The organism is [Empedobacter] haloabium, assembly GCA_008011715.2.
Taxonomy (GTDB): domain Bacteria; phylum Pseudomonadota; class Gammaproteobacteria; order Burkholderiales; family Burkholderiaceae_D; genus Rugamonas; species Rugamonas haloabia.
The window spans coordinates 3,340,308-3,365,046 of the sequence record CP136508.1 but is presented as its reverse complement, the minus strand read 5'-3'; the positions used below and the strand labels follow the sequence as shown (position 1 = coordinate 3,365,046).

15 protein-coding genes are annotated in these 24,739 nt (G+C 68.5%); 11 read left to right on the top strand and 4 right to left on the bottom strand.

Annotated elements, in window-relative coordinates; translation table 11 throughout:
• The first annotated feature begins 1 nt into the window (after position 1).
• From E7V67_014660 to E7V67_014650, 3 genes are all read left to right on the top strand, one after another.
• Positions 2–1,774 (top strand): TIGR02594 family protein, encoded by a 1,773-nt coding sequence (locus tag E7V67_014660; protein WUR10963.1) that lies wholly within the window; start codon positions 2–4, stop codon positions 1,772–1,774.
• Positions 1,775–1,779: 5 nt separating this feature from the next.
• Entirely contained in the window at positions 1,780–2,286 is a 507-nt protein-coding gene (locus tag E7V67_014655; GenBank protein ID WUR10962.1) for a hypothetical protein, read from the top strand.
• A gap of 229 nt (positions 2,287–2,515) precedes the next feature.
• Positions 2,516–5,257: an EAL domain-containing protein gene (locus tag E7V67_014650; GenBank protein ID WUR10961.1), complete on the top strand. Its 2,742-nt coding sequence runs from the start codon at positions 2,516–2,518 to the stop codon at positions 5,255–5,257.
• 79 nt (positions 5,258–5,336) lie between these two features.
• Here the strand turns inward: E7V67_014650 and E7V67_014645 are convergent, their stop codons facing one another.
• Together E7V67_014645 and E7V67_014640 are read right to left on the bottom strand one after the other, a co-directional pair.
• Positions 5,337–9,674 carry a DEAD/DEAH box helicase gene (locus E7V67_014645; GenBank protein WUR10960.1) on the bottom strand — a complete coding sequence of 1,446 codons (4,338 nt, stop codon included), beginning with the start codon at positions 9,672–9,674 and terminating at the stop codon, positions 5,337–5,339.
• A gap of 2 nt (positions 9,675–9,676) precedes the next feature.
• Positions 9,677–10,735, bottom strand: coding sequence for an AI-2E family transporter (locus E7V67_014640; protein ID WUR10959.1), 1,059 nt, complete (start codon positions 10,733–10,735; stop codon positions 9,677–9,679).
• A 212-nt stretch (positions 10,736–10,947) separates the two neighbouring features.
• On the opposite strand from E7V67_014640, the gene E7V67_014635 reads away from it, so the two are divergent.
• The 4 genes from E7V67_014635 (at position 10,948) to E7V67_014620 (ending at position 17,013) form a co-directional block, all read left to right on the top strand.
• Positions 10,948–11,295, top strand: coding sequence for a hypothetical protein (locus E7V67_014635; GenBank protein WUR10958.1), 348 nt, complete (start codon positions 10,948–10,950; stop codon positions 11,293–11,295).
• Entirely contained in the window at positions 11,292–14,054 is a 2,763-nt protein-coding gene (locus tag E7V67_014630; protein ID WUR10957.1) for a hypothetical protein, read from the top strand. Before E7V67_014635 ends, E7V67_014630 begins: the two co-directional genes overlap by 4 nt.
• Positions 14,035–15,957 (top strand): hypothetical protein, encoded by a 1,923-nt coding sequence (locus tag E7V67_014625; GenBank protein ID WUR10956.1) that lies wholly within the window; start codon positions 14,035–14,037, stop codon positions 15,955–15,957. Before E7V67_014630 ends, E7V67_014625 begins: the two co-directional genes overlap by 20 nt.
• Before the next feature lie 156 nt (positions 15,958–16,113).
• Positions 16,114–17,013 (top strand): flagellin, encoded by a 900-nt coding sequence (locus E7V67_014620; GenBank protein ID WUR10955.1) that lies wholly within the window; start codon positions 16,114–16,116, stop codon positions 17,011–17,013.
• An 83-nt stretch (positions 17,014–17,096) separates the two neighbouring features.
• On the opposite strand, the gene E7V67_014615 is transcribed toward E7V67_014620, so the two are convergent.
• Positions 17,097–17,732 carry a CatB-related O-acetyltransferase gene (locus tag E7V67_014615; protein WUR10954.1) on the bottom strand — a complete coding sequence of 212 codons (636 nt, stop codon included), beginning with the start codon at positions 17,730–17,732 and terminating at the stop codon, positions 17,097–17,099.
• A gap of 121 nt (positions 17,733–17,853) precedes the next feature.
• Here E7V67_014615 and E7V67_014610 point away from each other — a divergent pair, with 121 nt between their 5' ends.
• Complete coding sequence (locus tag E7V67_014610; GenBank protein ID WUR10953.1) at positions 17,854–18,600, top strand: SDR family oxidoreductase; 747 nt, start codon at positions 17,854–17,856, stop codon at positions 18,598–18,600.
• A 9-nt stretch (positions 18,601–18,609) separates the two neighbouring features.
• Here E7V67_014610 and E7V67_014605 read toward each other — a convergent pair whose 3' ends face one another.
• Entirely contained in the window at positions 18,610–18,951 is a 342-nt protein-coding gene (locus tag E7V67_014605) for a hypothetical protein (GenBank protein WUR10952.1), read from the bottom strand.
• A gap of 534 nt (positions 18,952–19,485) precedes the next feature.
• Between E7V67_014605 and E7V67_014600 the strand changes: the two genes are divergently transcribed.
• From E7V67_014600 to E7V67_014590, 3 genes are all read left to right on the top strand, one after another.
• Positions 19,486–21,075: an acyltransferase family protein gene (locus tag E7V67_014600; protein WUR10951.1), complete on the top strand. Its 1,590-nt coding sequence runs from the start codon at positions 19,486–19,488 to the stop codon at positions 21,073–21,075.
• A 193-nt stretch (positions 21,076–21,268) separates the two neighbouring features.
• On the top strand, positions 21,269–22,504 hold the full coding sequence (locus E7V67_014595) for an amidohydrolase (protein ID WUR16285.1): 1,236 nt from the start codon (positions 21,269–21,271) through the stop codon (positions 22,502–22,504).
• 479 nt (positions 22,505–22,983) lie between these two features.
• Entirely contained in the window at positions 22,984–24,657 is a 1,674-nt protein-coding gene (locus E7V67_014590; GenBank protein ID WUR10950.1) for a sodium/solute symporter, read from the top strand.
• Positions 24,658–24,739 lie beyond the last annotated feature (82 nt).

Here is a 24,739-nt window from a genome sequence, read left to right as displayed (position 1 = left end):
CATGACCCGCGAATTCATCAGCGCCAAATACGACGCCAGCATCAAGACCGTCGATTACGTCGGCGACGACGGCACCCACCTGTTGCGCACCGGCGGTACCATCGCCTGGCGCTTCAACAATCCCGGCAACCTGCGCCCGGCCGGCGAAAAGCTGATCATGGGCGCCATCGGCATCGGCCAGACCAAGGGCAACGGCGCCTTCCTGATCTTCAAGAGCTACGAAGAGGGGCGCCTGCAGAAGAAGAAGCTGCTGCGTCGTAAATACAACGACCGCACCATCTACACGATGCTGACGGGCATCCCCGATCCCAAGCGTCCGGGCAAGATGATGATGGGGTACGCGCCGGCGTCGGACAACAACGACCCGCTCGCCTACGCGAACGCCATCAGCAAGCACACCGGGCTGCCGATCACGACCAAGCTCTCCGACATCTCCGATGCCAAGCTGGAAGAAGTCCTGGACGCCATGGAAAAGAAGGAAGGTTTCCACGGCCTGAAGGACACGCGCAAGGAGCGCGAAGTCGGTACCACCTCGGTAACCGTCTCGGATGGCGCCAAGCCGAAGGCGGACCTGCCCGTGCAGATCAAGATCGGCGACAAGACCTACGAGAAGAAGACCGACGCGCAGGGCCAGTTGCCGAAGATCGCCCACACCGAGCCGGGCAAGAAGGCCGAGATCCATGTCGCCGACGTGACGGGCGTGTGGCAGAAGCGCTTCGAGTTCGTCATGGACGGCGTCTCGAGCGCCTACGTGCTGCTGCACGACCTGGTCAGCTTCGAGGCGCCCACGGCGCCGAAGAAGCCGCCGGCAACGCCCACCAGCACGGCACGCAAGCCATTCGACCACGTCGTCGATCGCAAGGAAACGCTGGGCATCCTGGCCACGCGCTTCGGCACGACCGTCGCCGCGATCATGAAGGACAATCCGGCCATCAAGGACCCCAGCAAGATCTACGTGGGGCAGGTGATCGGCATCTACGGCCCGCCCTCGGGCAAGCCGGGCAAGCCGAAGGCGGCGCCGGCGAAGCCCGCCGCCAAGCCTGCGGCGGCCAAGCCGGCGGCGGCGGCAGCCCCGGCCGCGGCTGCCGGCGCACCGGCGGCCAGCGCCGACCTGACCCGCAGCAAGGAAGGCAAGGGCGAGCCGCTGGCCATCGTGCCGGTCGACCAGAAGACGGCACCGTGGATGGCCGTGGCGATCGCGGAAGCGAAGAAGTGGGCCGGCAAGAAGGAGGACGTCATCACCAAGTCGAAGAACTTCCACAAGGAGATGGGCATCGCCGGCAATATGGTGAGCACGGCCTGGTGCGCTTCCTTTGCCAACTATTGCCTGAAGACGGCCGGGGCGCCGTTCGAGAAGAGCGCGTCGTCGCAGTTCCCGGTCGCGTCGAAGAAGTTCAAGAAGATCAGCAAGCCCGTGTTCGGCGCGCTGCTGGTCATGCGCAACTACGTGCATGCGACCGGCAAGGCCCACTATACCGGCCACGTCACCTTCGTCTACGGCCTGACCAAGGACGGCAAGGTGGCCGGGCTGGGCGGCAACCAGGGCGACCGGCTGAAGGTGTCGGCCTACGCGCGCAGCGGGATCTCCAGCAGCTTCACGCTGAAGGACGGCACCAAGCTTGACCAGAAGTTCCACGGCTTCTATATTCCCGTCACGTACGAGGAATACGCCAACGCGCAGGACGAGGCCGACATCGTCGACGTCGACGACATCAACAAGAATTTCCTGAACATTGCAGCCGCCGGCAAGGGCGGCAACGAGGCCACACAATGAAGCACATGCTGAGACACACGATCCTGGCGCTGGGGCTGGCGGGCGCGAGCGCGGCCCAGGCCGGTTCGACGGATGGCCTGAACATCGCCGCCATCGCGGACGAGACGGCGTTGCCGTACGTCGGCGCGGTGCGCCAGTTCGTGGCCGATCACGCGGCCAGCGAGATCCGCTGCGGTGAGTATTCGCTGAACCTGCAGAACGTCTACACGGCCAACCTGCCGCCACAGCTGACCAGCGAGCTGGCGCTGGGCGCCGTCAAGGACAAGGCCAGGCGCAAGACGCTGAGCAAGGTATTGACGGGCTTCCGCGACAAGACGGTGGAGCGCGGCTTCGATGCCGCGCTGGCGTACGAGGTCAAGGCCGGCACGCTGCGGCTGTACGGTATTTCCGGCGCCATGGGGGAAAAGGTGGTCGTCTCGACCCTGCCGGTCGACGCGGCGCGCGACCAGAAGAAGTTCAACGTGGCCGCCTGCAAGGCGCTGGCCAGCCTGCCGGTCCTGGCCGAACCCTGAGCGTGGCGGCCGGCGGGGCTGCCGCATCCGCCGCGCCGGCCGCCGCGACCCGGCCGCCGGTTCCGCTCGGCCGGCACGCCGCGTGCCGGTGCTGACGTTGCACGGGGACAACAAAAATTTCGCAGTTTTAAGGGTGTGATGCCGTCGGTGGTATCCTTGCCGCTGTACGCCCACAACCCGCCGCGATGTTCTTATGCCTGCACGCCAGAACCGGCGGCGGCGCCCCGATATGCCCAGACCTCTCCCTTTGCAACCGTCCGACGTTTCCTGCAGCGCCGCTGCCCGCACCGGCGGGCCCGCCGCGCACTGGCAGGCCGATGAGGCGGGCGTGGTCCGGCACGTCCTGGCGCAGCCCGGCTGCCTGGCCGACGCGATGCGCGAGCGCTCGCTGACCGACTGGCTGACGCGCGCCCATCCATGTGCCGGGCCCGTCGCGGCGGCGCAGGTAGCGGCCGCGCTGGCGCGGCACGCGCCGTTCCGGGTGGAGCTTGCCGTGGTACTGGACGACGTCACGCACCAGGTCGTGGTGGCCGGGCTGCCCGATGGCGCCGGTTACCGCGGCAGCGTGGTGGACGTGACGGAGGCCCGCACCCAGCTGGAACATGCGCTGCGCAGCGAAGCGGGCCATCGCCTGCTGGTCGACAACAGCACCGACCTGATCGCCCATTGCGGGCCGGAGGGACGCTATGTGCACATTTCGCCATCGTACGAGCGCATGATGGGCTGGACGCCGGCCGACATGGTGGGCGAGCCCGTCATCGATTTCCTGCACCCGGACGACCAGCCGCCATCGCACGCCGCGCTGGCCGCCGTGCTGGCCGGCCAGCAGGTCAGCATCGAGGTGCGCAAGCGCACGCCGGACGGCCGCTATGTCTGGCTCGGCACCAACGCGGGGCCGGTCACCGATCCCGACACCGGCCGCTGCCTGGGCGCCGTGATGATCTCGCGCGACATCACGCGCGAGAAGGAAATGCTGCGCCAGATCCAGGCGATGGCAGAGCAGAACACGGCGCTGATCGAGAACTCGCCGGACATCATGCTGCTGCTGTGCCCCCAGGGCAGCATCCTGCATGTCAACCAGGCGGTGCGCAGCGTGCTGGGCTACGAGCCGGCCGACGTGCTGGGCAAGACCGGCATGGACTTCATCCGCGCCGAGGCCAGCGCCGCGACGGCGGAGAAGATCATGGAGCTGAGCCGGCGCGACGGCAATTTCAGCACGACGCTGGGCTGCCGCCACAAGGACGGCACGCCAGTGCAGCTGGCCGTCAGCATGCGCCGGCCGCCAGGCAGCGACGTGATCTACGCCAGCGCGCGCGACGTCACGGAAAGCTGGCACACCCGCCTGGCGTTGCAGAAGTCGCACGAGCACACGCGCACGCTGTTGGAAAGCATCAGCGACGGCTTCTTCTCGGTCAACCAGGCGTGGCAGATCACCTACGCCAACATGCGGGCGGCCGATTTCGTCAGCGTCGACCGCGATGCCTCGCTCGGCAAGGTCCTGTGGGACATCGCGCCGGAACTGGCCGCCACCGAGATCGGTGCGCGCTACCGGCAGGCGATGGCCGAGCGGCGCAGCACCAGCTTCGAGCTGCCGTACGAACCGATGAACGTGTGGCTGAGCGAACGCGTGTACGCCCACGAAGACGGCCTGTCGATCTTCTTCCACGACATCACCGAACGCAAGCTGGCCGAGGCGCGCCTGGAGCAGCTGGCCACGCGCGACACCCTGACGGGATTGCCGAACCGCGCCTGGATCAACCGCCGTGTCGAAGCGATGCTGGACCAGGCGGCGGCGCACGTGCCGACCGTGTTCTTCATCGACCTGAATCGCTTCAAGGCCATCAACGACTCGCTCGGTCACGCCACCGGCGACCGGCTGCTGCAGCAGGTGGGGCAGCGGCTGGCCTCGTGCATGCGGCCGGACGACGAGGTGGCGCGCCTGGGTGGCGACGAATTCGTGGTGGCGGCGCGCTGCGCCGACCGCGGCGCGGCCGCCGCCATCGCGGAGCGGCTGCTGGAGGTGTTGAAGACGCCGTTCCTGGTGGACGGCCTGGAGATGTCGGTGGGCGCCTCGATCGGCATCAGCCTGGCCGACGCGGCCGACGCCTCGCCGGCGCAGCTGTTCCAGAACGCCGACACGGCGATGTACAAGGCCAAGGCACTGGGCAATGGCTCCTACCAGTTCTTCGAGCCGGAGATGAGCACGGCGGCGAAGCGCCGCCTGACCCTGGAGCTGGCGCTGCCGCGCGCGCTGGAACTGGGCCAGCTGGAAGTGGTGTACCAGCCGCGTGTCCATCTGCGCAGCCTGCAGCCGTGCGGCATGGAGGCGCTGCTGCGCTGGCGCCATCCGGAATACGGCCCGGTCTCGCCGCTGGAGTTCATTCCGATCGCCGAGGAGCGCGGCCAGATCGAGGCCATCGGCGCCTGGGTGCTGCGGCAAGCCTGCCGCTTCGCGCGCCGCGTCAACGACGCCCACGGGCTGGCGCTGCGGGTTTCCGTCAATGTCTCGGCACGGCAGCTGCGCTCGCCCGACCTGGTCGGCCACGTGCAGGATGCGCTGGCCGCGGCAGGATTGCCGGCCGATTGCCTGGAACTGGAGATCACGGAAAGCGCGTTGATCGAGGACGTGGCCGGCTCCGCCGCCATCCTGCGCACGCTGAAGGGGCTGGGCATCAAGCTGTCGCTGGACGATTTCGGCACCGGCTACTCCAGCCTGTCGTACCTGAAGCGCTTCCCGGTGGACGTGCTCAAGCTGGATCGCTCGTTCCTCAACGAGGACGAGCACGACACCGCCTTCATCCGTGCGCTGGTGGACATGGCCCACGTGCTGGGGCTGGCGGTGGTCGCCGAGGGGATCGAGACGGAGGGCATGCTGGAAGTGCTGCACCATGCCCGCTGCGACGAGGGGCAGGGCTACCTGATCGCGCGGCCTTTGTCCGTGGCCGACTTCGAGCGTTTCCTGGTTGGGTGAGCAAGACCCCTGGTGTCAGGCACCTGTTTGCAGGTCGCAGACCTGCAAACAGGTGCCTGACACCGGTGTTTCACCGGCTTCAAGCGCCGCGGCCCACCAGCGCGCCATGCCAGGCCTCGCGCTCGGCCGGCGTCGGTGTCCCTAGGTAGCCGAATTTGCCGGCGATAAGCGTGGCGACCGGGACGCCATCGCGGAACAGCACCCGGTTGCCCGCCAGCGCAGCCACCTTCTCGCCCGGCAGCAGCGTGCCGCACAGGTTCAGCGGGTCGACGCCGGAGACCGCCACGAGGCTGCCGTCGGGTTCGCGCCGCCGCATCTCGCGCAGCAGCGGGATCGCCTCGGGCAGCGCGAACTGCTCGCCGGACAGGCCGGCGACGAAGCGGCCGCCGCGAATGTCGCCGCGCGCTTCCAGCCGGTGATACACCGGCAGCAGCTCGCGCCAGGCCGGCAGCCAGGCCGCTTCCCGCTCCAGCAGGTGCCAGAACATCACGCCGTAACGGCGCAGCAGGGTCAAGGCGATGTGCTCCAGCGTGTCCGGTTCCGTGCGCGGGCGCCGGGCCGGCGCGGAGGACACACTGGCCGTGTCGGGCGTACGCTCGACCAGCCGGACGCCGTCGGCGCGCCGCACCAGCGCCCAGCGGCCCGCTTCCTCCATGGTCGGGCCGCCGCCGCGGCGGCGCCGGCGGTCCATCGTATTGCGCTTCGCTGCCGGCACCAGCATCGCGCGCAGCCCCGCAAAGCTGTCGGCGTTGACGAGGCCCGTCTGCACCAGCTCCCCCAGCGCGTCCTCCAGTTCCGCGCCCAGCAGGCGGGCATCGTGCGCCAGCTCGTCGAAGAACATCGCGCCATGCTGGCGCAACGCGTCCGCCACGCGCAGCGCCCGCGGCGACAGCGCCACCTCGGCGGCAACGGCCGGCAGCGCGTGCCACAATCCCAGTTGCCGGCGCGGCAGCAGCACCAGCGGCGTGGCGTGCACGGGGCCGCCGCTGGCGCTGGCCGGCGCGCCGACGCGGGTCCAGACGAAACGGCCGGCGCGGCACAGTTCATCGAGGTACAGCTGCGAGTAGTCGCGCACGCGCGCCGCCAGCAGCTCGCTCTCCCAGGCACCGGCGGCGGCCTCGTAGCCTTCCAGTTGGGCCAGCACCTGCGTCAGGGCGTCGCCGCCCTGCAGGCGCGCCTCCGGCGCCACGTGCTGCCATTCGAACAGGAAGCGCATGAAGTCGCGCCGTTCGACCGGCTCGATTTCGCGCCGCAGGTGGCGGATCGTGTAGCGGTGGATGCGCGCCAGCAGGTGGCGCTCGCACCATTGCTCGTCCGTGCCGCCTGGCGTGAAGCGGCCGCGCAGCACGTAGCCTTCGCTTTCCAGCCGCGCCAGCGCGATCGCCACGGTACTCTGCGGCAGCCGCAGCGGCGCGGCGATGGCGGCCAGCGTCTGCGGGCCGAAGCCGGACAGGCGCGCGCGCAGGATCTCGACCAGGGCCGCGTCGCGCGGCCAGCTCTCGGCATCGCGTTGCGCCAGTCGTTCAGGCAGCACCAGCGCCGGCTCGGCCACGGCGTCCGGCCACGCCGCCCGCACGCAGGCCAGCCGCTCCAGCGCCACCCACAGGTGCTCGAGGCGGGTGGCGCGGCCGCCGGCCGCCAGGCTTGCCAGCCAGTCCTGCCAGCCGTCGTTGGCAGCGGCTTCCTCCACCGTGACGCAGGCCAGCGCCACCAGCGCTTCGTGCATCTCGTCGGCGGCGCGCACGCGCGGCCAGCTTTCCCCCGCCACCGCGTCGATGGCGCCGGCGTCGAGCGCGCCCAGGTCGTCGCCGCTGGTGGGCTCGGTCCAGCGCCGGTTCAATACCGCTTGCGTGCGGCGTTCCTCCAGCGGCGCGTCGTCCAGGAAGGCGTACGGGCGCGCGTTCAGGATTTCCATCGCCAGCGGCGAGGGCGCCGCCGGGTCGCGCGCCAGCAGCCGTACTTCGCCGGCTTCCATGCGCCGCAGCAGCGCCAGCCAGCCCTCGGCATCCATTGCCTCGTGCAGGCAGTCGTCCAGGGTTTGGTCCACCAGCGGGTGGCTGGGGATCTCCCGTTCGCCGGCGATGTTCTCCAGGCACGCGGCCTGGTCGGGGAACACGGCCACCAGCATGTCGTCGCTTTTCATCCGCATCAGCTGCGGCGCCACCTTGCGGCCGCCGGCAAAGCGGGGCAGGGCCAGCGCGGTCGTCGCGTTCCAGCGCCAGCGCACATTGAACAGGGGCGCGTCCAGCAGCGCCTGCACCAGCACGTGCTCGGCGCTGTTCGAGCGCAGGTAGCGCCATACCTCGTCGAGCGGGAAGCTGTGGCTTTCCGACAGCGACAGCACGATGGCGTCCTCCGTGGCGGCGGCCTGCAGCTCGAAATTGAAGGTGCGGCAGAAGCGCTTGCGCAGCGCCAGGCCCCAGGCGCGATTGACGCGGCTGCCGTAGGGCGTGTGCAGCACCAGCTGCATGCCGCCCGATTCGTCGAAGAAGCGCTCCAGCACCAGCGTGTCGGCGGTGGGCAGGGCGCCCAGCGCGGCGCGGGCACGCGCCAGATACTCGACGATCTGGCGCGCCGCGTCGTCGGCCAGGCCCAGGTGTTCGTACAGCCAGGCCACCGCATGCAGGGTGGCCGCGTCCGCGTCTTCGCGTTCGCCCAGCAGCCGGTCGATCTCGCCGCGCAGGCGCGCGACGCCCCGCGACAGCTCGTCGCTGCGGCCGGGCGCCTCGCCCAGCCAGAACGGAATGTTGGGCGCGGCGCCGTGCGCATCCTCGACCCGCACCTTGCCCGCCTCCACGCGCAGGATGCGGTAGGACGTGTTCCCGAGCTGGAACACGTCGCCGGCCAAGCTCTCGACGGCGAAGTCCTCGTGCACGGTGCCGACGTTCAGGCCGGCCGGTTCGAGCAGCACGGTGAAGTCGGCGTTGTCGGGAATCGTCCCGCCCGACATCACGGCGGCCAGCTTGCCGCCGCGCCGCCCGCGCACGGTGCCGCTGACGGCATCGCGGTGCAGCCAGGCACCACGCACGCCCTGGCGGCTGTGGTAGCCCTCGGTCAGCATGCGCAGCACGTCCTCGAAGCGTGCGCGCGGCAGCGCCGCGTACGGCGTGGCTCCGCGCGCCAGCTCGAACAGGGCATCCTCGCGCCATTCGCGCAGGCCCACCTCGGCCACGACCTGCTGCGCCAGCACGTCCAGCGGCGCGACGGGAACGCGCAGCGCGTCGAGTTCGTCGCGCCGCACGCAGTCGAGCAGGGCGGCACATTCGACCAGGTCGTCGCGCGAGGTCGGGAACAAGCGCCCCTTCGGCACGCCGCCGACGTGGTGGCCGGAGCGGCCGACCCGCTGCAGGAAGGCGGCGATGCTGCGCGACGAACCGATCTGGCAGACCAGGTCGACGTCGCCGATGTCGATGCCCAGTTCCAGCGAGGCGGTGGCGATCAGCATGCGCAGCTCGCCCCGTTTCAGGCGCTGCTCGGCATCGAGCCGGAATTCCTTGGCCAGGCTGCCGTGGTGTGCCGTCACGTGTTCCGCACCGAGGCGGTCGGCCAGGTGGCGCGCCATCCGTTCGGCCATGCGCCGCGTGTTGACGAACACCAGCGTGGTCCTGTGCAGCGCGGCCAGCTCGGCCAGACGGTCGTACACGCGCTCCCACACCTCGTTCGGCATCACGGCCTCCAGCGGCACCGGCGGCAGCTCCAGGCCCAGGTCGCGCGCGCGCACGTGGCCGACGTCGACGATGGCGCAAGGCCGGCCGGCGCCCGCCAGGAACTGCGCGATCAGGGCGATCGGCTTCTGCGTGGCGGACAGGCCGACCCGCACGGCCGGCCGCGCCAGCAGCGCATCGAGCCGTTCCAGGCTGAGCGCCAGGTGGCTGCCGCGCTTGCCGCCGGCCACCGCATGGATCTCGTCGACGATCACGGTGCGCACGGTGGCCAGCATGGCGCGGCCGCTGTCGCTGCCCAGCAGCACGTACAGCGATTCCGGCGTCGAGACTAGGATGTGCGGCGGGCGCTTGCGCGCGGCATTGCGTTCGGCCTGCGGCGTGTCGCCGGTGCGCACGGCGCTGCGGATGCCGTGCGGCGGCAACCCGAGCGCCGCCAGTTGCGCGTCGATGCCCTCGAGCGGCGCCAGCAGGTTGACGCGGATGTCGTTCGACAGCGCCTTCAATGGCGAGACGTACAGCACGCGCGTCTCGTCCGGCAAGGGCGCTTGCGCGCTTTCGCGCACCAGCGCGTCGATCGCGGCCAGGAAGGCCGTCAGCGTCTTGCCGGAGCCGGTGGGCGCGGCGATCAGCGTGGCGCGGCCGGCCTGGATCAGCGGCCAGGCGCGGCGCTGCGCCTCGGTGGCGCCGGCGAACGATGCCCGGAACCACGCCGCGACGGCGGGGTGGAAGTCGTGCAGCGGGTCCGGCGCCATGGTCAGCGGTCGTGGAATTCGCCCGCGTTGGCGAACAGGTCCCAGGTGGCGATGAACAAGGCGGCGATCACGGGGCCGATGACGAAGCCATTCAGGCCGAACAGCGCCATGCCGCCGATGGTGGACAGCAGCACCACGTAGTCGGGCAGCTTGGTGTCCTTGCCGACCAGGACGGGGCGCAGCAGGTTGTCCACCAGGCCGATCACCATCACGCCATACACCACCAGGCCGATGCCCTCCCACGTCGCGCCGGTGGCGATGAAGTAGATGGCCACCGGGCCCCAGATGATGGCAGCGCCGACGGCCGGCAGCAGCGACAGGAAGGCCATCACCACGCCCCACAGCAAGGGACCCGGCACGTCCAGGAACCAGAACGCCAGGCCGCCCAGCGCGCCCTGGGCCAGCGCCACCAGGATATTGCCCTTGACGGTGGCACGGATGACGGTGATGAAGTTCTCGAACAGCGGCTCCTTGTAACGCTCGCTGAGCGGCACCGCGCTGCGGATCTTGCCGGACAGGGTCTGGCCGTCGCGGAACAGGAAGAACAGCAGGTACAGCATGACGGTCACGCTGACCATGAAGTCGAGGGCATTCCGGCCGACGTTGATGGCGTACTTCGCCGTGGCCTGGCTGATCTGGGCAGCGGCGGCCGTCAGCTTCGCTTCCAGCGTGGCCAGGCTGGTCAGTTCGAAGCGCTCCAGCAGTTCCAGCGCCCAGCCCGGCAAACCGTTGATGGCGCGCTGGAACATGGCGCCGAAATTGATCTGGCCCGACTCGATCATCGCGTACACGGCGGCGGCCTGGTTGACCAGCGAGATGGCGATCAGGGTGACCGGCAGGATCACCATCAGGACGATCAGCAGCAGCGCGATCAGCGCCGACGCGGTCGGCTTGTTGCCCGTGACCTCCAGCAGCCGGTAATGCAGCGGCGCGAACACGATGGCGAACACCACGCCCCAGAAAATCGCGCCCGCGAACGGGCTGAGGATCCACAGGAAGGCCAGGGTGACCAGGCCGAGCAGCAGCAGGAACGAGTTTTGCGGCAGGGTGAATTGCTTCATGGGGCTCCAGGTGAACAATATTGCATACGTGGCCACATGATAGACGATCCCACGGTCCCGCCGGGTCACGGACGTGCGCGACGGCAGGGTGTGCGAGTACGCGACACTTTGGCAGCCTGGCCTTGATCTTTTGCCACACGCGTCTAGATTGCAGTAACCGACTAGCACAATGCGATGCGCGCCTTCCGGTGCGCGGGCGGAAAGGAGTTTCCATGCTGTCCAGCCCTTTCCCCGGCGCCGCCCTGGGGGCGCTGCTCGCGTTATCGTCGTGTTTCCTGCCGGGCGTGGCGCACGGCGCTCCCTGTCCGGCCGGCACGGTGGCGCGGGCGGCAGCGCCCGACGACAACGTCTGCGTCAGCCCGGCCAGCCGGCGCCGGGCCGCGGCCGACAACGCTCGCGCGCCACTGCTGTGGGTCAGCGGGCCGTTCGGACCCAAGACATGCGCCCCGGGCTTTGTCTGGCGCGAGGCCTTCGCCGCCGATACCACGTGCGTGACCACAGCCGTGCGGGAAGAAACCCTGCGGGAAAACGCCGGTCCGCGCGGAGATTTGCCGCGGTGAGCGCGCGACTGCCTGCGCTGATCGGCGCGGTGGCGCTGCTGTCGCTATGGCATGGCACAGCCAGAAGCGTCAACGAGACGCCGGCGCGCTTCGGCGCGGCCGCCACCGACGGCGCGATGGCGCGCGACGGCATCGCGGCGCGGGCCGACGTGCTGCACCGGGCCATGGCGTGCGGCAATGAGTTCGCGTTCGCACGCGGGTTCGCGCTGGCCGGCCGGCATGGCAAGGCGTTCGATGCGCCCGTGCCGAACCTGGCCCAATGGCCCGTCACGCTGATGCTGGGCAAGGCCGCGCTGCTGGCCGACCAGTCGCACCGGGCGTGGGACTGCGAGATGTTCCTCAGCGGCGCCGAGGTGCGGCGCGACTGGCTGCCGCTGACCTCGGACGGGGTTGCGCATGCGGGCGAGGCGGACCACGATATCGTCAATCGGGTATTTCGTGAGCTGTACGACAGCACGGCCGGCGCCAGCGGTGCCGCCTGCGTCGGTGTCGCGCGCGAAAAGGAGGGCGAGATGGTCGGCCTGCGCCTCAGCCGGGAGTGCCTGGCCCGGCAGATCCGTGCCGTCATGACCCATCCGCGCCATGGCCCGTGGACGGAGGAGGGCGGGACGGTCACGCCCGAACTGGCGGGCACCAGCGCCGGCAAGCTGCCGTGCCTGTCCGAGTTCACGTTCAAGCTGAAGGGCCTGAACGGCGACTGGGACATGGCGGTGATCGAATACACGCGCCTGGCGGCGCTGCTGTACCGCTTCGGCCGTTCGACGCTGCCCATCGGCGAGGATGTCACGGCGGCCATCGCGGTGCTCAACCGCCGCTTCCTGACCTTGCGCAGCAGTCCCGAACAGGGCGCCACGGCGCGCGAAGTGTTCAACCTCGTTACCAGCTGCGGCAACTTGCCCAACCAGTATGGCGACGCGATCGACACGGTCAACGGCACCGGCGCCGACCCCGGCAGCTATTCGGAAGCGGCCAGCGATGCCCTCGGCAAGAAGTCGTTCTGGGACAGCCTGTTGCGCTTCCTGGCGGCGCTGGTGATCGTGGTGGTGTTCCTGCTGGCGGCGGCACTGGCGGGCGCCATTGCCGGCGCGATCGCGGGCGCACTGGCAGGCGCGGTGGGCGTGGGCGTGGCGGTGGCCATCGCCGTCGGTGCCGTCGTGCTGATCACGTTTGCCGGCGGTGGCATCGAGGAAACGGAAAACCACTTGTTGATGCAGAACTCGTCGCGCTACGTGAAGAACAAGCTGATGATGGCCGAGCTCAGCGCGCAGGACGAACGCAAGGGCTTCGATACCATCGCCGCGCTGAACGAGGAGCTGCGCGTGTGGCTCCTGATGCGGATGCAGCGCATCGCCCGCGAGGACTTCGTCGAGTACAACGCCAAACCGTACAACCGCTTCAGCCATGCGGCGTTCCTGAACCTGCTCGATTACGCCTGCGACGTGTCGTGGGAGTACGAAGCGAGCCGCTTCATCCTGAACAGCGACCGGCCCTGCGATGTCAAGGACCAGCCGGTGGTGGATGCGGCGGCCGCGCTGCTGGACCTGTCGGCAGCCAAGCTCGCGGTCGGCTCGCTGGAGGGGCGCCGGCTGATACCCTACCGCCGGCTGGCCGAGGAAAACTATGTCTACTACCGGGGCCGATCGCTGCTCGAACTGGGTGTCGGCGCCGACAACCAGCTGGCCGCGCTGCAGGTGTGGACGGGCCAGATGCGCCATGCGCCGGACCAGGAAGCCAAGCCGCACACGTTCGGCCAGCTGGTGTGGTTCTCGACGTCGCAATACCGCCCCGACCCGATCATCCTCGATATCGCGGTCAACAAGACGGTCGGGCGCGAACAGCAGTACCGCCACCACACGCGCGAGCGCTATGCCAGCGGCAATGGCTGGCTGATCACCGCCGGCGGCAGCGACGAGGGGCCGGCACAGGGATTCCGCTCGCCGCTGGGATTCACGATCTATCCGCCGATCAGCGGGGACGTCGTCAACGACCGTGGCGTGGGCGTGCCGACGACGCTGATGACGGGCGCGCCCGTGCCGGGGGCGGACGGCAAGGCGCGGGACCGGTCCCGCGTCAAGCAGTTCCTGCGCTTCGACGGCAGGGAGGCCGACTGGGGCCTGCTGGACGAGAACAGCGCGGACACCGGACTCAAGACGGGCAAGCCGCTGTGGTCGTTCTCCGACAACCATTGCGTGGCCGGCTCGTTCGCCTGTGGGCTGCGGCCGCGCATGCCGGAGGATTTCGATCCGGACACCTGCGGCGCCCGCACCTTTGCGCGCAACTTCATTGTCGTCGACTCGACCCGCTGCGGCGCGTTCGACGACCGTGACGGCGTGGCGGCGAACGACCTGTTCATTGCGATCTACCGCAGCCCGCAGGGCTGGGGCTTCTTCGAAGTGGCGCAGCAGGACGCCTATGGCCGCTCGCTGGCCGCCTTCGCCGATGAACTCAAGCGCGAGAACGGCGGCAAGTTCGCGGCCTGGGCGGCGGCCAGGGCCAGCGACCGTGTCGAGTACTTCGCCGTGACGCAGAAGCGCCTGCTGGCGTTCACGCCGGCGGATGAGGCGTTCGGCGCGGACCGGCGCGCCTGCGGTGTCGTCAACCACGAGACCGGGGCGCGCTTCACCATCAGCAACGTGGCGGCGACGCAGGCGGCCAACTGCCGCTCGGTGGGACCGCGCATCTTCATCGACCTGAACGACGCGCGCAACCCGGTGCGGCGGGGAGAGGCAGGGTTGACGCTTGAACGGTATCCTCGCTAGCCGCGCTCGCCCGTGGCGCCACGCCCTGGCCGCTCCGGTGCTGGCCGCTTCGGTGCTGGCCTGGACCGGCGTCGCCATTGCCGCCCCGCAGGTCGTGACGGTGTGCGGCCGGGCGGATGCGCCCGGGGGCCTCAACCTGGAGACGGCCTATGCGGCCGGTGGCATCGTCGAAATCCGCTGTCCGCCCGGGCAGAACGAGATCGTGCTGACCCGCACCCTTACGACGCCCGCCACGGTCGACATCCGCGGCGCTGGCAACGTGACATTGCGCGGCCCGGTGGCGGGGCCCCTGTTTGCCGTGGGGACCGGGCTGCATTTGACCGGCGTCACGGTGGCCAATCCGCGTACCGCCGCCACCGCCGCCGCGCCAAATGCGGGCAGCATCGCGGTCGGGGCGGTCAGGGGCGCGGCCATCGAGCTCCGCGGTGTCGTCACGCAGGACAGCCTGGGCGCCTACGTGGCGCGCGACCTGATGGCCGAGGACAGCACGTTTGCGCGCAATGGCGACCCGGGGCGGCCGGGCGCCTTTGCCGCAATTGTCAGCGCCGACCGCATCGCGCTGCGCAACGTCACGTTCAACGGCAACTTCGACGCGCCCATCGGCGGCGGCTCGGCGCCGATCGCCGGCCAGCGCGCGCTGGCGCGTACCGTGTCGATAATCGACAGCACCTTTACCAACAATCGCACGTCACTGCTGTTGACGGATGCGATGGTGGAGATCCGCCGCACCCGTTTCCAGGGCAACGGCACGCCGCCCGGGCAGTGGGGAGCCGCCTGGGGCTGCTGCGGCGGCGCGCTGACGCTGGTGCGCTGCGATGCGACGCTGGCGCAGGCCACCTTTCGCGACAATACAAGCGCGGGCTTCGGTGGCGCCATCCAGGCGCTGGGCTCGCGGCTGCGCATCGAGGACAGCGTTTTCGATGCCAACCGGGCCCGTGCCGGCGGAGCCGTCCTGTCCTGGGGCCGGGCGCCGCTGCTCAATCCATGGAGCGAGGAAGCCTGGACGGCCCAGCCGGGGCTGGCCCTGTCGCGCACCCAGTTCCGCCGCAACGTCGCCACGCTCGGGGGCGGGGCGCTGCTGTTCGCCGGCCGGGTGGACGGCGAGCAGGTGTTATTCCGCTGGAACGAAGGCGGCGCCATCGCGGGCTGGCGAGCGCTGGTGCTGCCGGCCCCGTTCGATGGCGTACTGGCCGCCTTGAGCGCCAGCATGTCCGTCGCGCCGCCGGCGGACATGCTGGCGCTGGCGCGGCCGATCCTGGTCGATAACACCGCGGCGCTGGGCCCGGCGATTGCCGGTGGCGCGGCGACGATCGAGATCGGTAACGGCCTGGTCGCCCGCAACGGCCCGGCCGGGACCACGGGGGCGATCCAGGGCGCCAGCATCATGCTGGTCAATACGACCATTGCCGATAACCTGGCTGGCGCGCTGGCGGGACCGTCGGGTACAGCGGCGACGGTCAGGCTGGGCAATACGATCCTGCTGCGCAATGCCGGGTTTCACTGCGCGCCGGGCGTGGCAGCGGCCAGCCTGGGCGGCAACTTGCAGTATCCGGGCGGCGATTGCGGCGGTAGTGCCACCGCGCGGGAACCTGGGCTGGGCGCTGACTACCGGCCCGGCCTGGTAAGCGCGGCCCGGGACAGCGGCGTGACGGCGCTGTGCACGAGCCATGCGCTGGTGGCCAGCGTCGATCTGTTCGGCCGGGCGCGCTTGCAGCGGGGCCGTTGCGACGCCGGCGCCATCGAGGAACCACTGCCCCAGTCGCTAGCTGCCCGCCTGGGTGCCGGCCCGGGCCCGGCCGGAACAGCGCGGCTGCTGGTGCTGCTGTTCGTGCTGGCGCTCCTGCTGTTCCTGGTCGGTTTGTGGTGGAGTATGCGGCGGCGGCGCTGCCGGCAAGCAGGCTGAGTGCGTTGTCCGGGAGACAAGAGGCGCGGACCGGTAAACAGATCGAAAAATTTACGCGCGACATTTAATGCCCGCGCCGGGACGGTCGTCTTGTACTCATGAGCGGGCAGCTAACTGTCCAAAACCGATACCAACCGAATCTTCTGGAGCTACAAAATGCTGAGCCTGCACACCAACAACGCCGCCCTGTCCGCACAAAACTCGCTGACCCGCACCCAAAGCCAGCTGTCGACGTCGATGACCCGCCTGTCGACCGGCTACCGTATCAATTCGGCCATGGACGACGCTGCTGGCCTGCAGATCGCCACCCGCCTGAAGACCCAGACCAGCGGCATGCAAGTGGCGATGCGCAACACGCAAAACTCGATCTCGCTGATGCAGACCGCCGAAGGCGCGCTGGACGAGACCACCAACATCCTGAACCGCATGAAAGACCTGGCAACCCAGGCCGCCGACGGTTCCTCGACCATGGACGACCAGGCCGCGATGCAGGCCGAATTCGACTCCCTGTCGAACGAACTGGGCAACATCATGACCAACACCAAGTTCGGCGGCACCAACCTGATGACGGATGGCACCGGCAAGCTGTCGACGACGATCACGTTCCAGATCGGTTCGGACAAGGACGAGAAGATGACGGCCGACTTCACGACCGAAATGTCCGCCGTGCACACCAAGATCAAGGCAGCCGCCACGCAGTACGACGGCGCCACCGGTGTCGCCGCCACCGCCGCCGGCACGGAAATCTCCGGCGCCGACGCGACGACCGGCGCGACCAACGCCAACACGACGATCAAGAACCTGTCGGACGCGATCGACGCCGTGGGCACCGTGCGTTCGAAGCTGGGTGCGATCTCGAACCGCCTGGACCACGTCTACAACAACCTGTCGAGCATCTCGACCAACACGAAGAACGCCACCGGCCGCATCATGGACGTGGACTTCGCGACGGAATCGGCCAACATGACGGCGAACCAGATGCTGCTGCAAGCCGGCACCGCGATGCTGAAGCAGTCCAACAGCCAGTCCTCGCTGGTCCTGTCGCTGCTGCAATAATCCTGATTGCTCAGCAAAATCGGGGACAGCCTCCGATTCCTCGCGGAATCGGAAGCTGTCCCCGATTTGTTTTGGTGGCAACGTCAGCCGGCGGCGCGCTCCAGCGCCGCCACGTCGCCGCCGCGGATCAGCGCCAGGTGCGCCGTGATCCACTCGGCCGGCCGGTCCCACCAGGCCAGCGCCACCAGGCGCGCGGCCGTGTCGGCGTCGAAGCGTGCGCGCACCGGCCGCGCCGGGTTGCCGCCCACGATCGCGTAGGGCGGCACGTCCGCCGTCACCACGCTGCGCGCCGCCACGATGGCGCCGTCGCCGATCGTCACGCCCGGCATGACCAGCGCGTCATAGCCGATCCACACGTCGTTGCCGATCACGGTGTCGCCCTTGTAGGGCAGTTCGTCCGGTGCCGGCCGCGCGCTGTCCCAGCCGTTGCCGAAGATGAAAAAGGGATAGGTCGAGATGCCGTTCATCTGGTGGTTGGCGCCGTTCATGATGAATTTGACGCCGCGCGCCAGCGCGCAAAACTTGCCGATCCGTAGCGTGTCGCCGATGAAGGGGAAGTGATACAGCACGTTGCGGCGGAACGCATCCGGCCCGTCCGGGTCGTCATAGTAGGTATAGTCGCCGATGACGATATTGGGCGCGTCGATGACGTTGTTCAGGTAGCACACCTGGGGAAATCCCGCCATCGGGAAGGGATTGTCGGCGTCTGGTCCATGCATGCGGCAACTCCTGGCAAAAGCGCTACTGTAACGTGGCGTGGAATTCGCCGGCAAGAACCGGAGCGCCGGCAGCGGCGCCACGCACTACAGTGCTCCCATCTCAACCAACCGGGAGCATTTCATGTTCGATCTTGCAGACCAAGTCGCCATCGTCACCGGCGCCTCGTCCGGCATCGGCCGCGCCACCGCGCAGCTGCTGGCGCAACGGGGCGCGGCCGTCGTGCTCAACGCGCGCCACCCCGGAGCGCTGGACGAAGTGGTGCACGCGATCCGCGCGCGCGGGGGTCGCGCCAGCGCCGTGGCCGGCGATGCGGGCGATCCCGCCACCCACGAGCACTTGGTGGCCGCGGCGCAGGCATTCGGCGGCCTGGACATCGCCGTCAACAACGCCGGCGTGGTGGGCCCGGCCGGCCCGCTGGCCGGCCTCTCGTTGGACGCCTGGCAGCATGTGCTGGAGGTCAACCTGACGGCCGCGTTCCTCGGCGCGCGCAGCCAGATCCCGGCCATGCTGGCACGGGGCGGCGGCGCGCTGGTGTTCACGTCCAGCTTCGTCGGTACCAGTGTGGGTATTCCCGGCATGGCGGCGTACGGCACGGCCAAGGCCGGGCTGGTAGGGCTGGTCAAAGGGATCACGGCCGACTACGCGGCGCAGGGCATCCGTGCCAACGCAGTGCTGCCGGGCGGCACCGATACGCCGATGGCGGGCGACCAGGCGCAGAAGGACTGGGCGGCCGGGCTGCACGCGCTGGGTCGCATTGCCCGTCCGGAAGAGATCGCCGAGGCCATCTGCTTCCTGGCCAGTCCCAGCGCCAGCTTCGTGGCCGGCGCGGCGCTGTTCGCCGACGGCGGCAACGCGGCCGTCAAATAGGCCGCTGGCTCAGTCGAAATCCTCGGCCAGGTTCTTCCAGCCGTGCTGTTTGGCGAACGCGGTGAACTCCTCGGGCGCTTCCAGCACGATCAGCCGGCTTTCCTGCAGGCCGGCATCGCCCAGGCCGAAGTCCGGGCCCTTGTATCCCAGGGCGCGCAGGCGCTCGACGATGCCGCGCAGCAGCGCGGCATCCTTGTGGCCGCCATCGAGCGCGCGGGCGAAGTCGACGTAGACGTCGATGATGCCGTAACCCTCGTCGTGGATGCGGATCGCCTTGGCGTCATGCTGCCTGCCGCTGCCGTCCGCGACCTGGAAGGGGCCGGATAAAACGATGTCCGATTCTGTGCTCATGACCCCAGCATAACAGCGTTGGCCACTGCTTTTCACACGGCTGCCATCTGGCGCCGCTATGCTGCGACGCAGCGCACCCGGACGCCTCGCGCGGCTTTCGTATCGCTACACGACATCAACGCAGCACAACTGCATCTAAATCTAGCGCAAGCTTCATTGTTGCCAAGCGTGCATGCATAGATGCTACAATGCTGTATTGACAACACTCGTTTGAGGGATCGACCATGGATTACAGACGCGAGATCGACGGATTGCGCGCGCTCGCCGTTTTGCCCGTTATTTTGTTTCATGCGGGCTTCGAGGCATTCAGCGGCGGCTTCGTCGGCGTCGATGTTTTCTTCGTCATCAGCGGTTACCTGATCACCACCATCATCCTGGGCGAGCTGGCCCAGGGCGAATTCTCCATCGCCAAGTTCTACGAGCGGCGCGCCCGGCGCATCCTGCCCGCGCTGTTCTTCGTGATCCTGGCCTGCCTGCCGGTCGCCTGGGTGATGCTCGATCCGTTCGAGATGAAGGAATTCAGCCAGAGCATTTTTGCCACCTCGCTGTTCTCGTCCAACGTTTTACTTCTTCCTCAAGACCGGCTACTTCGACATCTCGGCCGAGCTGAAGCCGCTGCTGCACACCTGGAGCCTGGCGGTCGAGGAACACTACTACATCCTGTTCCCGCTGGCGCTGATGCCGTTGTGGCGCCACGGCCGCAAGCTGATCCTGCCGGTGTTCGCGGCGATCTTCGTGGCCAGCCTGTTGTTCGCGCAGTGGAGCGTGCATCGTCATCCGTCGATGGCGTTCTACCTGCTGCCGGCACGGGCCTGGGAAATCCTGCTGGGTACGCTGTGCGCGATCTTGCTGTCGCGCAAGGAGCAGCCGATGCTGATGGCGCCGCAATGGTTGAACCAGCTGGGCAGCCTGATCGGCCTGGCGCTGATCGTCGTCGCCATCTTCGCGTTCGACGGCAAGACGCTGTCGCCCGGTCCCGCCATGCTGGTACCGACGGTCGGCGCGGCCCTGATCATCCTGTTTGCCCGCCCCGGCACCATCGCCAACAGCGTACTGGGCCTGCCGGGCGTCGTGCTGATCGGGATCGTGTCGTACAGCGCCTACCTGTGGCACCAGCCCGCGCTGGCGTTCTTCCGGCTGTATTTCGTCGAGGACCCCAGCCATGGCGTGGCGCTGGCCCTGATCGCGCTCGTGTTCGCGCTGGCCTGGCTGACCTACCGCTACGTGGAGACGCCGTTCCGTGCCCGTGGCGCGCTGAACCTGACGCGGCGCCAGGTGTTCGCGTTTGCGCTGCTGGGACTGCTGGCGATGGGCGTCATCGGTTTTGCCGGCCATCACTGGCGCGGTTTCCCGAGCCGCAACGAGCAGACGCTGCGCCTGGGCCAGAACGGTGGCCTGTCGTTCGCGTGCTCGGGCGCCGAGCTGGACGACAAACGCTGCCAATCGAAACCCGATCCGAAGATCATCCTGTGGGGCGACAGCTATGCGATGCACCTGGCCCAGGCGCTGGCCGACGTCTACCCGGACCAGGGCCTGTGGCAGATGACGCTGTCGTCCTGCCCGCCGGTGCCCGGCTACATGGACGCGCCGATCAAGGCCGCGATCACGTGCGACGCCTATAACGAGCGCGTGATCCAGCGCCTGCGCACGCTGCCTCATCCGGAGCAGTACACCGTGGTGATGTCGAGCACGTCCAACCTGTCCGGCAAGGTGTTCCGCGAAGGCACCTCGCGCACCTTCAAGGAACTGGGCGCGCTCGGCTACAAGCTGGTGCTGGTCTCGGCCACGCCGCGCTACGGCGGCACGCTGAAGTGCCTGAAGATGCATGCGCGCCAGGATGGCGACTTCTCCAGCTGCACGTTCGACTTCAAGGACACGATGAACTACACGTTCTTCCCGGCCCAGCGCAAGTTCAGCGAGGAGCACAACGTGCGCTTCGTCGACCTGTCCAAGCTGTTCTGCGATGGCCAGAGCTGCGGCATCCAGAAGGACGGCGTGCTGCTGCTGCGTGACGAAGGCCATATGTCGACGGAATCGACCGGCAAGCTGGCGGCGTTCCTGCGCGGCGAGCTGCGGCCGGCCGCCGCCCAGGTGGCGGGCACGGCGGCGGGGCAGGCCCGCTGACGATGCGCCGGGGCCCGCACGGCCCCGGCCGCACCCACGGATGCACCGGCGCGGTGGCGGGCGCGCTATAGTGCGGTTTCCGATCGCATCCGAAGAGGCCCGCGTGAAATCCCGTTTCCTGCTCAGCTCGCTGGCGACCGCCGTGTCGCTGTCCTTGTCCTGTGGCGCCGTACTGGCGCAGCAGGCCGCCCCATTGAAGACCCAGGTCGCCAGCCGCATCGAGCGCATGTATCCATGGCTCGACGCGCTCTACAAGGACCTGCATGCCCATCCCGAGATCGCATTCCAGGAAACGCGCACGGCCGGCAAGCTGGCCGGCGAGATGCGCAAGCTGGGCTTCGAGGTCACCGAAAAGGTCGGCAAGACCGGCATCGTGGCGGTGCTGCGCAACGGAACAGGCCCGACAGTACTGGTGCGCACCGAGCTGGACGGCCTGCCGATGGAGGAAAAGACGGGCCTGCCGTATGCGAGCCGGGCCCGTGCCAGCAGTGAAGGCCGCGACAGCTTCGTCACCCACAGCTGCGGCCATGACGTGCACATGGCCAGCTGGCTGGGCGCGGCCCGCACGCTGGTCGAGCTGAAGGACCAGTGGCACGGCACCCTGGTCTTCATCGGCCAGCCGGCCGAGGAAATCACCTCCGGCGCCAAGGCCATGCTCGATGACGGCCTGTTCAAGCGCTTCCCGAAACCGGACTACGCCTTCGCGCTGCATTCGTGGCCCCTGGCCCATGGCACGGTGGGTTACAACAGCGGTCCGGTCTCGTCCAATTCCGATGGCCTCGAAATCGTCTTCAAGGGCCGCGGCGGACACGGCTCCGCCCCCGACAAGGCGCTCGACCCGATCACGATCGCGGCCCGCTTCGTCGTCGACGTGCAGACGGTCGTCAGCCGCGAGAAGGATCCGAAGGAGTTCGGCGTCGTGACGATCGGCGCGATCCAGGGCGGCACGGTCGGCAACATCATTCCGGACAGCGTGCTGGTGCGTGGCACCATCCGCTCCTACAGCCCGGAGGTGCGCGCCAGGCTGCTGGAAGGCGTGCGGCGGGTCGCCAACGCCTCGGCCGCGATGGCCGGCGCGCCGGCGCCGGACGTGCAGCTCGCCGCCGGCGGCGCCGCCATCGTCAACGACGAGGAGCTGGTGCGCCGCACCGAGGCCGTGTTCCAGGATGCGTTCGGCCCGGCCAACGCCCAGCGCATGCCGGCGATGACGGCCAGCGAGGACTTTTCCCAGTTCGCCGGCCAGGGCATCCCGTCGATGTTCTTCTTTACCGGCGTGTACGACCCGAAGGACGTGGCCGAAGCGCGGCGCCCGGGCGGCAAGCCCGTCGCCTTCAACCACTCGCCGTTCTACGCGCCGGTGCCGGAGCCTTCCATCAAGACGGCGGCGCAGGCGATGAGCCTGGCGGTATTGAATGTGCTGAAGCGCTGACGCACGCTCCAGGCAGCCGGGCCCGTGTCAACAATGGGGTCAGGCACCGAAGCTGACACGAGCCCGGCCGTCGGCACGCCCGTCACAGCCGGGGCCGTGTCCCGCGTCGGGATCAGTCACCACAGCGGGCCGCGGGCTCGGCGCTGGCGCAGCCGGACAACGCCGGGTCGCGGGCCGGCTTGCTGCATCCCTTCAATAAAAGTTTGCCATTTCGGCAACCAGTTGGCTGTGGTAGCGCTATAATGCCGTGCAGGAGTGTTGCCTGCACGACATGATTTTGCACGCCTCAGCGGGACGCCTTGCTCATCCCGATGATTTTTGCGGGTGCGCGCCACCACGGCGCCGTGGCCTGAGGCATCGTGCGATCAGCCCTGCAGGCAGAAAGAGCGACAGCTTCCGCCACACGTGCGCCAGCCTTTGGCGGACAGCACGGGTGAACGGCGCTTGTCTCGATTCGCGATCACAACAACTATCACCCGATGAACACTTTCTCTACCCTCGACTCCGTCGTTTTCCTCGTCTATTTCGTGGTCGTTGCCGCCTACGGCCTGTGGGTGTATTACCGGCGCAAGAAGACCACGTCCGGCCAGGCCTCGCATGACTACTTCCTGGCCGAAGGCTCGCTGACGTGGTGGGCCATCGGGGCCTCGCTGATAGCGTCCAACATTTCGGCCGAGCAGTTCATCGGCATGAGCGGTTCCGGCTACAAGATCGGCATGGCGATCGCCGTGTACGAGTTGATGGCGGCGGCCACGCTGGTCATCGTGGCCGTGTTCTTCATGCCCGTCTACCTGAAGAACCGCATCTACACGATGCCGCAGTTCCTCGAGCAGCGCTACGGCAAGCCGGTGGCGACGACGATGGCGCTGTTCTGGCTGGGGCTGTATGTGGTGGTCAACCTGACGTCGATCCTGTACCTCGGCGCGCTGGCCATTTCCAGCGTCGCGGGGCTGAATGTGTTTGCCTGCATGCTGTTCCTGGCCGTGTTCGCCGCCATCATCACCTTGGGCGGCATGAAGGTGATCGGCTACACGGACGTGGTGCAGGTGCTGTGCCTGGTCGTGGGCGGCCTGGTCACGACATGGATCGCGCTGGACCTGGTGGCGGGGCTGGGCGGCGGGCAGGGCGCCCTGGTCGGTGCCAGCGAGCTGTTGCAGCGTGCCGGCGGCCATTTCAATATGGTGCTGGAGCGCGGCAATCCGAACTATATGGACCTGCCCGGCCTGTCCACGCTGATCGGCGGCATGCTGATCGTCAACCTGAACTACTGGGGCTGCAACCAGTACATCACGCAGCGCGCGCTGGGGGCGGACTTGCCGACGGCGCGCAAGGGCCTGCTGTTTGCCGCCTTCCTGAAACTGCTGATGCCCGTCATCGTGGTGCTGCCCGGGATTGCCGCCTTTGCGCTGGACCAGTCCGGCGCGCTGGGCGACGCCATGCGCGCCGGTGGCGAACTGAACCCTGACCGCGCCTACCCGACCTTGCTGGCGCTGTTGCCGTCCGGCCTGAAGGGGGTCGCGTTCGCGGCGCTGACGGCCGCCGTCGTGGCCTCGCTGGCGGGCAAGGCCAACAGCATCGCCACGATTTTCACGCTGGATATCTACAAGCACCACTTCAACAAGGAGGCGTCGGAACAGCGCCTGGTCTGGATCGGCCGCGTCAGCGTGATCTTCGCCATCGCGCTGGCCGTGCTGATCGCGCCGTTCCTCGGCATCGACAAGAAGGGCGGCTTCCAGTACATCCAGGAATACACGGGCTTCGTGTCGCCTGGCATCCTGGCGATGTTCCTGCTGGGCTTCTTCTGGCGCAAGACGACGCCCGCCGCGGCCATGTTCGCGACAATCGGCGGCCTGGTGTTCTCGATCATCCTGAAATTCCTGCCAGGCATGATGGATCTGTCTTTCCTGGCGCCGATCGGCTTTGCCGTCGACAACGGTGCCGGCGTCTACGAGATTCCGTTCCTGGACCGCATGTTCATCGTGTTCTGCCTGGTGGTCGCAGGCATGGTACTGCTGAGCACGCTGGGCCGGCAGGATGGCAGTGTGCGCCGCATGCAGATCGACCGGACGCTGTTCCGCGTGGACGGCGGGTTTGCGCTGGGCTCGGCCGTCATCTGCGTCCTGCTGGGGGTGATCTACGGCACCTGGTGGTAAGCGGCGGCTGCGCACGCCCTGGCGTGCGACCCGCCGCGCTGTTTTGTTTAGACTGGCGGGGCAGAGACTCCGCCAGTGATTT